Genomic DNA, 12522 nt, shown 5'->3' on the forward strand with positions numbered 1-12522 from the left:
GGGCCCGGCGCACGTGCGGTCAGCCGGTGAAGCCGAGGCCGCCGAGCGCCTTCTCGATGCGCGCGCGGTGCTGCTCCTCCCAGGCGTCCAGGGACTCCCCCGCCTCCTTGGCCAGCTTGTCCAGGGCGGCCCGCAGGATCTCGTCCTGCCGGGCGGCCGGGGTGACCACGACGCCCTCTTCGTCGGCGACCACGATGTCACCGGGGCGGACGGTCACTCCGCCGACCCGCACGGCCTCGCCGAGGGAGCCGAGCTTCTTCTTGCCGCCCGGGATGGGGATGACACCGCGGGCGAAGACCGGGAAGCCCGCTTCGCGCACCTCCGCGAGGTCGCGCAGGAGCCCGTCGAGCACGAACGCGGCGATGCCCCGGCGCTGGGCGACGGCGCACACGTTGCCGCCGGCGAGCGCGTAGTCCAGGTCGCCCGATTCCACGACGATGACCGAGCCGGGCTCGGCGCGGTAGATGGCCGCGTGGAGCATCAGGTTGTCCCCGGGCTCGCACCGCACCGTGTACGCCGGTCCCGCGACGCGCGGCGCGTCCCACAGCGGGCGGATGCCGATGTCCATGACCTGCTCGCGGCCCAGGAAGTCGGCGAGGGTGGTGGGCGGGACGCCCTTGAATCCGTTTGGCATGTCAGTCCTTGCTCTCGGTACCGGCCGCCCGTGCGGCGGGCCGCCCGGCGCAGCAAGATCGTAGGTCACCCCACCCCGGGAGGGCGCGAACGGGCCCCGGGGACGGGCGGCGGCCGGGACAGCGGGGGCGCAGGCCCTGCGCTGTCGGCGAACCGGCCTCGGCATCCGGCGCGGGCGGTGCTTGGGTGGCACCATGGAGATCCTCATTCTGGGCGGAACGGCATGGCTGGGCCGGGAGTTGTCCCTGCAGGCGATCGAACGCGGTCACCAAGTGACCTGCCTGGCACGCGGCGAGAGCGGCTCCGTCGCGGACGGGGCCAGGCTCGTGGTGGCCGACCGGCGCGCCCCTTCGGCGTACGAACCCCTCCTGGACCGCGCGTGGGACGCGGTCGTCGAGGTGTCCTGGCAGCCCGGTTTCGTACGCGGGGCGCTGGCCGCGCTCGCGGACCGGGCAGCGCACTGGACCTACGTCTCCTCAATCAGTGCCTACGCCTCCCACGCGGCCCTGGACGCCGACGAGTCCGCGGCCCTGCTGGCCCCGGTCGACACCGACGAGGCCGACCGCCCGGTGTACGGCGAGGCCAAGGTCGCCTGCGAGCAGGCCTCCGCGGCCGGCGTCGGCGACCGGCTCCTGATCGCCCGCGCCGGCCTGATCGGCGGCCCGGGCGATCACAGCGACCGCTCCGGCTACTGGGCGGCCCGCGCCGCCGCCGATCCGGTGGGGCCGATGCTGGTCCCCGACGAACCGGACCTCGCCACCCAGGCCGTCGACGTACGGGACCTCGCCGGCTGGCTCCTGGACTGCGCGGCGAAGGGAACCACCGGCACCTACGACGCGGTCGGCCCCGTGGTTCCCTTCGCGCGGTGGATCGAACTGTCCCGCGCGGCCGGAGGCCACACCGGTCCGGTGGTCCGCGCCGGCTCCGAGTGGCTGCTCGCCCACGGCGTGGCCGAGTACATGGGCCCCGGTTCGCTGCCGATGTGGGTGGTCGAGAAGGGCTGGGAAGGCTGGGCGGCACGGAGCGGGGCGGCGGCGCGCGCGGCGGGCCTGCGCCAGCGCCCGCGCGCCGAGCTGCTGGCCGACACCCTGCGCTGGGAGCGCGCTCGGGGCCTGGACCGGACCAGGCGCGCGGGCCTCGGCCCCGGCCGCGAACGCGAACTGCTCGACGACCTCGCGGCCGGGGCCGGGGCATAGGCCGGCTGGGGCCCGTTCGGGCTACCGCGCGCGTTCCGCCCGGTATCCCGCGGCGGCGATCGCCGCGATGACGGCGGCCGGATCGACGGGCCCGTCCGTGTCGACGACGGTGCGGCCCGTCCGCGGGCTCGTCGCGCTGGCGGCGACTCCCGCCAGCTCCTCCACCTCGTCGTCGATCAGCAGGCCGCAGCTGTTGCAGTGCATGCCGGTCACGGTGAACTCCATGCGTTCCTTCACGAGGTGGCCTCCCGGCTCTCGAAGGTGATCCGGCCGCCGTACATGCCCATGCCGCAGCTGTACTCCAGCGTCCCCGGCCGCCGGGCGCCCAGGTCGATGCCGGTGGTCCCGGTCGTGGGGAGGATCTTCTGGATGCCCAGGTCGGGGATGACGAACGCGCGGACACAGCCGCCCGTCCCCCGCGTGGCGACGACCAGGGTGGTGGGGACTCCGGCCTTCGCCGTGACGGCGGCCGGGGCGTAGGCGTTCGTACGGGCCCGGATGGTCACGGTCTGGGTGCCGTCCGGGTGGAGCACCACCGTCTCGGGCGCCACCTCGGCGGCGACCGCCGCCGGGGCCGCGGTGGGCCACCAGCCGCCGAGCCGAAGCCCGCCGCCCAGGGTCCACACCGCGACGAGCAGCACGACGGCGGCGGTCGCCAGGGTCAGCCGCCCCTGCCACAGCCGGGCCGCGGAGCGCAGGAAGAAGCCGAGGGCGGCGAAGAGCGGGCCGGTCCCCAGGACGAAGCCGGCCATGACGGCCGCTCCCGCGAGCGGGCCGCCGGAGGTGACGGCGAGGAGTTCGACGCTCAGGGTCACCCCGCAGGGGATCAGCACGGTCAGGAAGCCGAGTACGGCCGGGGTGGTGACGGCCGTGCTCCGGGCCGAGCGGCGGACCCGCCGGCCCCAGGAGGCGGGTGTGCGCGGCACGAAGCGGCGTACCGCGCGCACCCCGAACATGTCGAGGGCGAACAGGAGCATCAGCACGCCCGCACACAGCATCAGCACGGCCCGGGTGCGGGGGCCGGGCTGGACCGCGGCTCCGATCAGGCCGAGGGCGGCGCCGAGGAGGGTGTGGGACAGGAGCTTGGCGCCGAGGAAGGCCCCGACGGGGGCGAAGAGGCCGCTGCGCCGCCACCTCTCCTCAGACCGCTCCGTGGACCGGCGGCCGACGGCCCCGGCGAGCAGACCTCCCTGAACGGCGGCGCAGGAGGCGCCGCCGGCGAACAGACCGGTGGTGACACCGGTGACGAACAACGCGGTGGACGAAGCCATGGGGAACGGACTCCCTGTACATCGAGTGCGGCAGTGGATCAGGACACGGCGAAGCACCCCGGTCGCCCGGTGCACGGGCGGGTACGGGTGCGGGACCGGTCAGGTCCGGCTGACGCAGAGGGAGTCGAGATCGGGCGCTCTCGGGCGGGAGCGTTCCGGGGACGGTGCGGGGCCCGGGTGACCGGGAACCACGGACTGCGTCCCCCATATGGCCGAACCCGCGAGATCTCCCGCGGGACCCGCCGGCACGGTGGGCGCGTACGCCGAGGCCAGCGGGCAGTCCTGCCCCGAGGCGGAACAGCCCCCCTCGCTCCCCGAGCCCTCGGCCGTGCCCGCGGCGGCGCTCTCCGGGCCCCGGTCGATGGCGTGCATCCCGGCCATCGCGGGCGGCCCGTCCATGGCGTCCATGGCGGGCGGCTCTGCCATCGCGGACATCCCCACCATCGCGGGCATCCCGGCGATACCGGCCGTCCGGGCCGTCCCGGCCGACCGCGCGCCCGCCGCGTGCCCCGCGAACGCGGGGTGCGTGAACAGCCCGCCGCACACGAGCAGCAGCACCGCCACGACGCCCGCGACGACGGCCGAGGCGCGGCGAAGGGGGCGTATGGGCTGCATGTCCGCGATGCTACGACAGCCGCCCGGCGCCCTCCCGAACCGGGGCGGCGCAAACCCGTCCGACACCCGTCGCGCCGGCCGCTCCGCCGTTACTGTGTGGCCATGGAGACCTCCACCACCGCGCGGGTGAAGTCCACCGGCGTTCACGGCGACCGGGCCTGAGGCCCCCGCCATGGATGCGCCCCTCCACGGCGCCTGGCTGCGGACCGGGATCAGCCGGGACGGCGGCCCGCTCCGGGAAACCGAGCACGTCGTATGGCTCCAGACCGACACCCTCTACGCGGACAGCCGAGGGTTCGCCGGAACCACCTCGTACGACGGCCGCCGGGTCACCTTCCACCACCACGTGGGCGCCCCCGGCCACGACGTCGGAGTCCTGCGTCCCGACGGCAACCGCCTGGTCGAAATGGGCACCAACCCCGACGGCAGCACCTTCCTGGAGGTGTGGTCCCCCCTGCCGTACGCCCAGGGCCCCACGGGCTGCTGGTTCGCCGCGGGCACCCAGACCGTGCGGGTGGGCCACCACGTGGTGCACGTCGACGCCGCCGGGCACGGCTCGCACCACGTCCTCCTGCGCACCGACCCCGTCCCGTCCGGGCCGCCGGCGCCGACGGACCAGACCGATCAGCCCGATCAGGCGGACCGGCAGTACCAGGGGCACCAGGAACACCAGGGGTACCGGGCTCAGCCGGACGAGCCCGCCTGACCCCCTCCGGTGTCCGCGGCGCCGGCCGTACGGGCCTGCGCGCGGCCGAGCAGTTCCGCCAGGCCGCGCCGGGTGGCGGCAATGACCACCCGGTCCTGCGGCCGCAGGACGTAGCCCGGGCGCAGGGCCCACACCAGGGCGGGCTTGCGGGCATCGTCGTAGCCCGGCTGCGTCCCGAGGTCGGGGCGGCGGTTGGCCGGGGCCGCGGAGTCCAGGGCGATCACCCGCCAGGAACCGGGCCGGAACGATTCCTCGATGGTGCGGCCCTCCAGCAGCGGATGGCCGGCCACCTCCAGCGCCGCGAACACGAGCACCCTGCGCTCCACCGGGATGGCGCCGAGCACCCGGCGGCCCATCATCGCCCCGGCGAACGCGGGCGCGGCCAGATGGGAGACGCTGCGGCTCCGGGTGAGGGCCGCCGGGTGGGCTTCGCGCAGGGTGCGGTAGACCGCGGTGGCGAACTCGTTGTCGTACAGGCGCATCACCACCCGTACGTCGGGCTTCACCGAGCGGGCGTAGAGCGCGGCCTCCAGGTTGGTGGTGTCCGAGCTGGTCACCGCCAGCAGGGCGTGGGCGCGGTGGATCCGGGCGGCCTCCAGGACCCCCTCGTCGGTGACGTCGCCGACCACCACGGGCACGTGCAGCCGGCGCGCGAGGGCGATTCCGCGGGCCAGGGGGTCGGACTCCACGCACACCACGGGGATCCCCAGCTCCCGCAGCCGCGCGAGCACCCGGGTACCGACCTTGCCGAGGCCGAGCAGCACGACGTGGCCGGAGAGTCCGCGCGGCGGCCTGCGCAGGGCCGTCGCGGTGCGGAAGGCGCCCAGGGCTTCGAGGGCCGCCGCGACCAGGATGGGCAGCAGGAGCAGCCCCACGAACCCGGCCAGGATCTGCAGGAGTTGGCGTTCGGGCGGCTGGTCTAGCGCGGGGTCGTTGATCGCGAAGACGTCGAGCAGGGTCAGGTAGACGGCGTGCAGCGGGGCGTCCCCCGTGACCAGGGAGGAGGCCACGGCGAGGGCGCCGACGGCGGCCGTGATCCCGGCGAGCGACCAGCGGAGCCTGCGGGAGAAGAGCGAACCGACCGGCAGGGAGACCTGGTTGAGCCGTCGGCCGTCCGGCGCGGGCGTCGCGTGGGAGACCGCTTCGAGCGCGACGATCCCGCGCCCGGTGGCGGCGGCCACGGACCGGTCGTCCGGGAGCAGTTGGGGTCCCCGGTCCCCGCCGATCTCCGATCCGTCCGCGCCGGCCGGATCGACGGAGGTGGCGGACAGCAGGGCCAGGGTGCACAGGCCCGGGTCGGCGACCTCGCCGCGGCCGGGGGGCGTGCGTTCGACCGCGCGCAGGAGCAGACCGTCGGCCTGGATCACCTTGCTGGTGCCCGCCACGGCGGAGGCGGCGAGTGCGGGGGCGGCCGTATCGGCGTCGGAGAGCACGGTCGTGGCGGAGTCCAGCGCGCGCAGGTCGATGCCTGGTTCCGCGACGAGCGCGGCCTGGTCGAGCAACTCCTCGAGGTGCTGGCCGAGTTTGCGGTTGTAGAGGCGGATGACGAGCCGCAGCCTGGGGTTCAGCCGGCGGGCCACGAGGGCGGCCCGTACGTTGGTCTCGTCGTCCTCGTAGACGAGGGCCAGCGCGGCCGCCCGGGCGACCCCGGCGGCGGCCAGGGCCTCTTCGTCGGGGGCCGGCGCCTCCAGAACGCGCAGTTCGGGTACGGCCGCTTCCCCCGCGCCGGCCCGGTCCCCGGCGGCCGTACGGATCCGCGCGGCCGGGAACCGCCCCAGCAGCGCACGCCCGGCCCCGACCCGGGCGCGGGTCCGGTCCTGCCCGGGGACCGCTCCGGGGCGCACCTCGCGAGCGGCCGGCACGACCAGCGTCACCCGCTCCTCGTACACCTCGCGGAGTTCGGCGGCCAGCCGGTGGGCGAGCCCGTCGTCCCCGCACACGACCATCAGGTCGGCGGATTCGGTCGGTTGGGGATGCGCGGAAGGTGAGGACACCTCCCCAGCATGCCGTGTCGGCCGCCGCGGCCCGGCGCCGGTCCGTCAGTGGATGACGGTGAAGCTGCGCCAGGGCAGGGCCTCGGGGGCGGTGACGTTCGAGAGGGTCGTGGCCACGTAGGTGCCGTCGCGCGGGTCGAGCTTGCGGCAGTCTTCCGTCTGGTACAGGACCACGTCCACGAGGGTGTTGTTCTCCACGTGCGTCGCCCCCTTCGGCAGGGCGATCCGGTGGCAGCCCTTGACCGAGGTGTTGCTGTAGCTCACCTCGACCGGCGAGTCGTGGCCGCGGAATTCGAGCATCCCGACGGTGCTCCGGCCCAGGCCCGAGCAGGCGGTGGCCGTCAGCAGCAGCGCTGCCGTTCCCGCGATGATGCTGATACGCCTGCTGTGGGACATGGCGCGGTCCTCGTCTGTGCGGTGATGGCGGTCCTACGCACAGACTGCCCCGGCGCGCCGCGCACGGCTCCCGCTGCTCGGCCGTCCGGGTGAACGCGGCGCGCTCGCCCGGGTGCCCGGTTCCATGGCGAACGGTTCCATGATGAACGGCTCAGGTGCGGGCCAGCGCGTCGGTGACGAAACGTGCGGCGCGGTCCAGGGCCGCGTCGGCCTCGTCCAGCATGCCCTCGAAGGTCTGGAAGACGTGGGGGACGTCGGCGGTGACGTCGAGCTGGACGCCGACCCCGGCCGCTGCCGCCCGGACGGCGAACCGGGTGGAGTCGTCCAGCAGGACCTCGTTGGCACCGGCCTGGAGGAGCAGCGGGGGCAGCCCGGTCAGGTCGGCGTGCAGGGCCGGGCTCAGCAGCGGCTGCGCGGGGTCCTGTCCGGCCAGGTAGTGGCCGAAGACGACGGCCAGTTCCGCGCGGGTGAAGAGCGGGTCGGCGTCGTGCTTGGTGGTCATGGACTCGCCCGAGAGGGTGGCGTCCAGGCCCGGCGAGAAGGCGACCGCGGCGGCCGGCATCGGCAGTCCGGCCTCGCGGGCGGCCAGCAGGGTGGTGACGGCCAGACCGCCGCCGGCGGAGTCCCCGGCCAGGACGATCCCCTCGGCCGGGGCGCCCCGGTCCAGCAGGTCGCGGTAGGCGGCGAGACCGTCCTCGACGGCCGCGGGGAAGGGGTGCTCCGGGGCGAGCCGGTAGTCCACCGAGACGGCGCGGACCCCGGTCCGGCGCACCAGTGCGGCGGTGAGCCGCAGGGCGGTGTCGGGCGAGCCGGCGACCCAGGCCCCGCCGTGGAAGTAGAGGATCGTCCCGGCGGCGGCGCCGCCCTCGGGCTCGACGGTCAGGGCGGGAAGCCCGCCGAGGACGGAGGGCGTGACGACCACCCCGGCCGGAGCCGGGCCCGCGGTCATCTGGGCCTCGAAGTCCTTGCGCAGCCGCTCCGGCGGGAGGCTGCCGTCGAAGGGGGCCTGCCGCATCAGGGCGTCGATGGCCGTGCGCTGTGCCTTGCTCATGGGATCCTCCGGAGGAAGCGATGTTCTTCACCAGGAACTATATTCCTAGGAATATCATTCTCGAGAATCTGGAGCAAGGCATGACCGACCCGACGCAGGTGTTCATGGACCTCGTCCGCTACGAGACCAGGCTCTACAACGCGCTGGGCGAACGGCTGCGCGCGGAGCACGGCGTGACGATGGGGCAGTTCGAGTTCCTGCGCATCATCGACGGCCGGGAGGGCTGCCGGGTCAACGACCTGGCCGAGGAGGCCGCCATCACCGTCGGGGCGACCAGCAAGGGGGTGGACCGGCTGGAGGCCCTCGGCTGGGTGGTCCGGCGGCCCCATCCCGCCAACCGCCGCTCGTCCCTGCTGGAGCTGACCCCCGAAGGCCGCGAACGGCTGGCCGCCGCCACGCCCACGTTCGAGGACGGCCTGCGTTCCTGGCTCACCGGGCCGCTGACGGCCGGCTCGCTGGAGGGGTTCGCCGCCACCCTCGCCCTGCTGCGCGGCACGCTGCAGGACGCCTCGGCGGGCACGCCCGCCGGCGAGGCATAGGAAACGGCCCGGGCCGGCCGCGGGGTGCGCGGCCGGCCCGGGCCGGATGCCGGGATCAGACGAGGTCGAACCGGTCCAGGTTCATGACCTTGTCCCAGGCGGCGACGAAGTCCTTGACGAACTTCTCCTTCGCGTCGTCGCTCGCGTAGACCTCCGCGAGCGCGCGCAGCTCGGAGTTCGAGCCGAAGACCAGGTCGGCCCGGCTGCCGGTCCACTTGACCTTGCCCGAGGCGTCGTCACGGGCCTCGAAGGCGTTCGCGTCCTCGGAGGTCGGCTTCCAGGTCGTCCCCAGGTCGAGCAGGTTGACGAAGAAGTCGTTGGTGAGGGACCCGGGGGTCGCGGTCAGGACGCCGAGAGACGACTGCTGGTGGTTCGCCCCGAGCACCCGCAGGCCGCCCACCAGGACGGTCATCTCGGGGGCACTGAGGTTCAGCAGGTTCGCCTTGTCGAGCAGCAGGTACTCGGCCGGCAGCCGGCTGCCCTTCCCGAGGTAGTTGCGGAACCCGTCGGCCAGCGGCTCCAGCGCGGCGAACGACTCCACGTCGGTTTGCTCCTGCGAGGCGTCCACGCGTCCCGGCGCGAACGGCACCCGGATCTCGACACCGGCGTCCTTGGCGGCCTGCTCGACGCCCGCGCCGCCCGCGAGGACGATCAGGTCGGCCAGCGAGACCTCCTTGCCCCCGGTCTGCGCCGAGTTGAAGGAGCCCCGGATGCCCTCCAGGGTGCGCAGTACGCCTCCCAGCTCGTCGGGGTTGTTCACCTCCCAGCCGCTCTGCGGCTGGAGGCGGATGCGCGCGCCGTTGGCGCCGCCGCGCTTGTCGCTGCCGCGGAAGGAGGAGGCCGCCGCCCAGGCGGTGGAGACGAGCTGGGGCACCGTCAGGTCCGAGGCGAGGACCTTGGCCTTGAGGGCGGCGACGTCCGCGTCGTCGACGAGGGAGTGGGTCACCGCGGGAAGCGGGTCCTGCCACAGCAGGACCTCGGAGGGGACCTCGGGTCCGAGGTAGCGGACGATCGGGCCCATGTCGCGGTGGGTCAGCTTGTACCAGGCGCGCGCGAAGGCGTCCGCGAACTCGGCCGGGTTCTCGTGGAAGCGCCGCGAGATCTGCTCGTAGGCCGGGTCGACGCGCAGCGACAGGTCGGTCGTGAGCATCGTCGGGGCGTGGGTCTTCGACGGGTCGTGCGCGTCGGGTACGGTGCCCGCCCCCGCGCCGCCCTTCGGTCGCCACTGGTGGGCGCCGGCGGGGCTCTTGAAGAGCTCCCACTCGTAGCCGAAGAGGATGTCGAAGAAGGTGTTGTCCCAGGTGATCGGGGTGTTCGTCCAGATCCCCTCGAGACCGCTGGTGATGGCGTCGCCGCCCTTGCCGGTGCCGAAGGAGTTGGCCCAGCCCAGGCCCTGCGCCTCGATCGGGGCGGCCTCGGGGTCGTCGCCGACGCTCTCCGCCGGGCCCGCGCCGTGGGTCTTGCCGAAGGTGTGGCCGCCCGCGATCAGGGCGACGGTCTCCTCGTCGTTCATCGCCATCCGGCGGAAGGTCTCGCGGATGTCGCGGGCCGCGGCGAGCGGGTCCGGGGTGCCGTTGGGGCCCTCCGGGTTGACGTAGATGAGGCCCATCTGGACGGCGCCGAGGGGGTTCTCCAGCTCGCGGTCGCCGGTGTAGCGCTCGTCGTCGAGCCAGGTGGTCTCGGGGCCCCAGTAGACGTCCTCGTCCGGCTCCCAGACGTCGGCGCGGCCGCCGGCGAAGCCGAAGGTCTCGAAGCCCATCGTCTCCAGGGCGACGTTGCCGGTGAGGATCATGAGGTCGGCCCAGGAGAGGCTCTGGCCGTACTTCTTCTTGACCGGCCACAGCAGCCGGCGCGCCTTGTCGAGGTTGCCGTTGTCCGGCCAGCTGTTGAGGGGGGCGAACCGCTGCTGACCGGCTCCGGCGCCGCCGCGGCCGTCGCTGATCCGGTAGGTGCCGGCGCTGTGCCACGCCATGCGGATCATGAACGGGCCGTAGTGGCCGAAGTCCGCGGGCCACCAGTCCTTCGAGGTGGTCAGCACCTCGGCGATGTCCCGCTTGACCGCCGGGAGGTCGAGCGTGCCGAAGGCCGCGGCGTAGTCGAACCCCTCGCCGAGGGGGTTGGCCACGGCGGGGTTCTTGGCGAGGATCTTCAGGTTCAGCCGATCCGGCCACCACTGGCGGTTTCCGCCGCCCTGGGTCGGGTGCGGGGCCCGCTCGTGCGCGACCGGGCAGCCACCGCCGCCCTCCGCCTTCGCATCGGTGACGATTGCGTCATGGTTCTCAGACATGGGAATCCTTCCGGACCGGACCGGGGGTCACGGTGATCAGGAACTGCATGTAATGGAACATTTCTGGGGCACGGGAACCCGGTGACGGGCCCCGGTTTCACGGTCGTCCTGACGCCGGGGCGGTCACCGTCGCGGACGGTCTCACGTCCAGTCTCACGCTGCTCCGGACCGTTCCTGTCCCTTGGCTGTCAACGCGTCCGATCCTACGATGGACGCAATCCAAGTCAAGAACGACACCAACCCCGAATCGCGTCGGATCCCGGACCGCAGGCGGTAAGTTCCGGGACGTCCCCGCCGGGCCGTCCCGTCGAACCGCCCCGGCGAACCGCCGAACCGCCCTGCCGAACCCGTCCCCTCCGAAAGTGAAAGTGGTGAGCCTCTATGAGTGACCTGCTGGAGCGGCTGCGCGAGCGCGGCTGGCGGATGACCTCCCAGCGACGCGTGGTCGCGGAGGTGCTCGATGGCGACCACGTACACCTCACGGCCGACGAGGTGCACGCCCGCGCCGTGGAACGGCTGCCCGAGATCTCCCGGGCCACCGTCTACAACGCCCTGGGCGAGCTGGTCTCCCTCGGCGAGGTCATGGAGGTCACCACCGACGGCCGGGCCAAACGGTACGACCCCAACGCGCACCACCCGCACCAGCACCTGGTGTGTTCCGGCTGCGGCCTGATCCGGGACGTCCACCCCATCGGAGACCCGCTGGCCGGCCTCCCGGCCGCGGAGCGGTTCGGCTTCACGGTGTCCGGGGTCGAGGTCACCTACCGGGGACTCTGCGCCTCCTGCGCATGACACGGGCCGGGCCCGCCGCGCGATGCGGCGGGCCCGGCCGATTTCGCCCGTACGGGCATCCGCGCACGGCGCACGAGGTGGACGCCCGCTCCGCCCGGCACGGCGGGGCGCGGCACGCGGCCGGGCGTCAGCCCAGCTGGATGCCGGAGTCCGGCTGGGCGACCTTGAACAGCGCCCGCGCGATCACCGCGGCGTCCTCGTCGGTGAGGTGCGCGGAGAAGTGCTTCTGGATGCTGCGCATGTAGACCGGGGCCGTCGCCCGGTGGGCCTCGGCCCCCGCCGGGGTGATCACGGCCCAGGAGGACCGCTTGTCGTGCGGGTCGGGCAGCTTGTCCACGAGGCCCGCGCGCACCATCTCGTCGATCAGACGGCTGACCCGGGTGCGGCTGAGCACCACCCGGTTGGCCACCTCCTGCATGCGCAGCCCGTGCTCCCCCGCCGCTTTGAGCTCGAGCAGTACGTCGTACCACGTCAAGGGGATCCGGCCGTCGCGCTGCACGTCGCCCTCGATGGCGCGTACGGCGGTGTTGTGCGCGAGGAGCATCGCCCGCCACGCCTCGAGTCGATCATCCCGTTTGGTCACACCGCGATCCTACTCCCATTGCGTGCGCCCGCACATACTTGTTAAGGTGCGTGCGTACGCACTTATTGATCCTTGATTTTCGGAGGCTGGCACATGGCGGTTCAGAACCTCTCCCGTGACGAGGTCAAGCAGAAGCTCGACAGCGGCAAGGCCGCGGTCGTCGAGGCGCTGCCCGAGCAGTACTACAAGGAGGCGCACCTGCCGGGGGCGCTGCTCCTCCCCGTCGACGACGTCGACCAGCTGGCCCCCGGCCTGCTGCCCGACAAGGACGCCGAGGTCATCGTCTACTGCACCGGCACGACCTGCTCCAACTCGGGGATCGCGGCCGAGCGCCTCGCGGAGCTCGGCTACTCGAAGGTCTTCACCTACAAGGACGGCAAGGAGGACTGGATCGGGGGCGGGCTCCCGACCGAGTCCGGCGTCTGAGCACCACGCCCACACCCGAGCAGGAGGAACGGA

14 protein-coding genes are annotated in these 12522 nt (G+C 73.6%); 5 read left to right on the forward strand and 9 right to left on the reverse strand.

Annotation, left to right across the window (positions count from 1 at the left end):
* Nucleotides 1-19 precede the first annotated feature (19 nt).
* Entirely contained in the window at nt 20-634 is a 615-nt protein-coding gene (locus tag OG730_RS03535) for an RraA family protein (RefSeq protein ID WP_327302755.1), read from the reverse strand.
* Nucleotides 635-827: 193 nt separating this feature from the next.
* Between OG730_RS03535 and OG730_RS03540 the strand changes: the two genes are divergently transcribed.
* A complete protein-coding gene (locus OG730_RS03540) occupies nt 828-1829 on the forward strand; it encodes a Rossmann-fold NAD(P)-binding domain-containing protein (RefSeq protein ID WP_327302756.1) in 1002 nt (333 codons plus the stop codon).
* 21 nt (nt 1830-1850) lie between these two features.
* On the opposite strand, the gene OG730_RS03545 is transcribed toward OG730_RS03540, so the two are convergent.
* From OG730_RS03545 to OG730_RS03555, 3 genes are all read right to left on the reverse strand, one after another.
* The gene (locus tag OG730_RS03545) at nt 1851-2066 is read right to left on the reverse strand and encodes a cation transporter (protein WP_327302757.1); all 216 of its coding nucleotides are present in this window, start codon (nt 2064-2066) and stop codon (nt 1851-1853) included.
* Entirely contained in the window at nt 2063-3100 is a 1038-nt protein-coding gene (locus tag OG730_RS03550) for an urease accessory protein UreH domain-containing protein (RefSeq protein ID WP_327302758.1), read from the reverse strand. Before OG730_RS03550 ends, OG730_RS03545 begins: the two co-directional genes overlap by 4 nt.
* 99 nt (nt 3101-3199) lie before the next feature.
* Nucleotides 3200-3715 (reverse strand): hypothetical protein, encoded by a 516-nt coding sequence (locus tag OG730_RS03555; protein WP_327302759.1) that lies wholly within the window; start codon nt 3713-3715, stop codon nt 3200-3202.
* A gap of 172 nt (nt 3716-3887) precedes the next feature.
* Here OG730_RS03555 and OG730_RS03560 point away from each other — a divergent pair, with 172 nt between their 5' ends.
* A complete protein-coding gene (locus tag OG730_RS03560) occupies nt 3888-4421 on the forward strand; it encodes a hypothetical protein (protein WP_327302760.1) in 534 nt (177 codons plus the stop codon).
* Here the strand turns inward: OG730_RS03560 and OG730_RS03565 are convergent.
* From OG730_RS03565 to OG730_RS03575, 3 genes are all read right to left on the reverse strand, one after another.
* Complete coding sequence (locus OG730_RS03565) at nt 4400-6367, reverse strand: NAD-binding protein (RefSeq protein WP_327309138.1); 1968 nt, start codon at nt 6365-6367, stop codon at nt 4400-4402. The two genes, OG730_RS03560 and OG730_RS03565, sit on opposite strands and share 22 nt — an antisense overlap.
* Nucleotides 6368-6460: 93 nt before the next feature.
* Nucleotides 6461-6811 carry a hypothetical protein gene (locus OG730_RS03570; RefSeq protein ID WP_327302761.1) on the reverse strand — a complete coding sequence of 117 codons (351 nt, stop codon included), beginning with the start codon at nt 6809-6811 and terminating at the stop codon, nt 6461-6463.
* Between the two features lie 151 nt (nt 6812-6962).
* Entirely contained in the window at nt 6963-7862 is a 900-nt protein-coding gene (locus OG730_RS03575; RefSeq protein WP_327302762.1) for an alpha/beta hydrolase, read from the reverse strand.
* Nucleotides 7863-7942: 80 nt separating this feature from the next.
* On the opposite strand from OG730_RS03575, the gene OG730_RS03580 reads away from it, so the two are divergent.
* On the forward strand, nt 7943-8401 hold the full coding sequence (locus tag OG730_RS03580) for a MarR family winged helix-turn-helix transcriptional regulator (RefSeq protein ID WP_327302763.1): 459 nt from the start codon (nt 7943-7945) through the stop codon (nt 8399-8401).
* Nucleotides 8402-8456: 55 nt separating this feature from the next.
* Here OG730_RS03580 and katG read toward each other — a convergent pair whose 3' ends face one another.
* A complete protein-coding gene (gene katG, locus OG730_RS03585) occupies nt 8457-10688 on the reverse strand; it encodes a catalase/peroxidase HPI (RefSeq protein ID WP_327302764.1) in 2232 nt (743 codons plus the stop codon).
* A gap of 381 nt (nt 10689-11069) precedes the next feature.
* Here katG and OG730_RS03590 point away from each other — a divergent pair, with 381 nt between their 5' ends.
* The gene (locus OG730_RS03590; protein WP_327302765.1) at nt 11070-11480 is read left to right on the forward strand and encodes a Fur family transcriptional regulator; all 411 of its coding nucleotides are present in this window, start codon (nt 11070-11072) and stop codon (nt 11478-11480) included.
* A 127-nt stretch (nt 11481-11607) separates the two neighbouring features.
* Here the strand turns inward: OG730_RS03590 and OG730_RS03595 are convergent, their stop codons facing one another.
* Complete coding sequence (locus OG730_RS03595; RefSeq protein ID WP_327302766.1) at nt 11608-12063, reverse strand: MarR family winged helix-turn-helix transcriptional regulator; 456 nt, start codon at nt 12061-12063, stop codon at nt 11608-11610.
* A gap of 93 nt (nt 12064-12156) precedes the next feature.
* Between OG730_RS03595 and OG730_RS03600 the strand changes: the two genes are divergently transcribed.
* The gene (locus tag OG730_RS03600) at nt 12157-12489 is read left to right on the forward strand and encodes a rhodanese-like domain-containing protein (protein ID WP_327302767.1); all 333 of its coding nucleotides are present in this window, start codon (nt 12157-12159) and stop codon (nt 12487-12489) included.
* The last annotated feature ends 33 nt before the right edge of the window (nt 12490-12522 follow it).

The sequence above is a fragment of the Streptomyces sp. NBC_01298 genome (assembly GCF_035978755.1).
Lineage (GTDB): Bacteria > Actinomycetota > Actinomycetes > Streptomycetales > Streptomycetaceae > Streptomyces.

What these genes read in the sequence shown, in the direction of transcription:
- OG730_RS03535 (WP_327302755.1), bottom strand. Translation starts at nt 634, where the DNA reads ATGCCAAACGGATTCAAGGGCGTCCCGCCCACCACCCTCGCCGACTTC.
- OG730_RS03540 (WP_327302756.1), top strand. Translation starts at nt 828, where the DNA reads ATGGAGATCCTCATTCTGGGCGGAACGGCATGGCTGGGCCGGGAGTTG.
- OG730_RS03550 (WP_327302758.1), bottom strand. Translation starts at nt 3,100, where the DNA reads ATGGCTTCGTCCACCGCGTTGTTCGTCACCGGTGTCACCACCGGTCTG.
- OG730_RS03555 (WP_327302759.1), bottom strand. Translation starts at nt 3,715, where the DNA reads ATGCAGCCCATACGCCCCCTTCGCCGCGCCTCGGCCGTCGTCGCGGGC.
- OG730_RS03560 (WP_327302760.1), top strand. Translation starts at nt 3,888, where the DNA reads ATGGATGCGCCCCTCCACGGCGCCTGGCTGCGGACCGGGATCAGCCGG.
- OG730_RS03565 (WP_327309138.1), bottom strand. Translation starts at nt 6,367, where the DNA reads ATGGTCGTGTGCGGGGACGACGGGCTCGCCCACCGGCTGGCCGCCGAA.
- OG730_RS03570 (WP_327302761.1), bottom strand. Translation starts at nt 6,811, where the DNA reads ATGTCCCACAGCAGGCGTATCAGCATCATCGCGGGAACGGCAGCGCTG.
- OG730_RS03575 (WP_327302762.1), bottom strand. Translation starts at nt 7,862, where the DNA reads ATGAGCAAGGCACAGCGCACGGCCATCGACGCCCTGATGCGGCAGGCC.
- OG730_RS03580 (WP_327302763.1), top strand. Translation starts at nt 7,943, where the DNA reads ATGACCGACCCGACGCAGGTGTTCATGGACCTCGTCCGCTACGAGACC.
- katG (WP_327302764.1), bottom strand. Translation starts at nt 10,688, where the DNA reads ATGTCTGAGAACCATGACGCAATCGTCACCGATGCGAAGGCGGAGGGC.
- OG730_RS03590 (WP_327302765.1), top strand. Translation starts at nt 11,070, where the DNA reads ATGAGTGACCTGCTGGAGCGGCTGCGCGAGCGCGGCTGGCGGATGACC.
- OG730_RS03600 (WP_327302767.1), top strand. Translation starts at nt 12,157, where the DNA reads ATGGCGGTTCAGAACCTCTCCCGTGACGAGGTCAAGCAGAAGCTCGAC.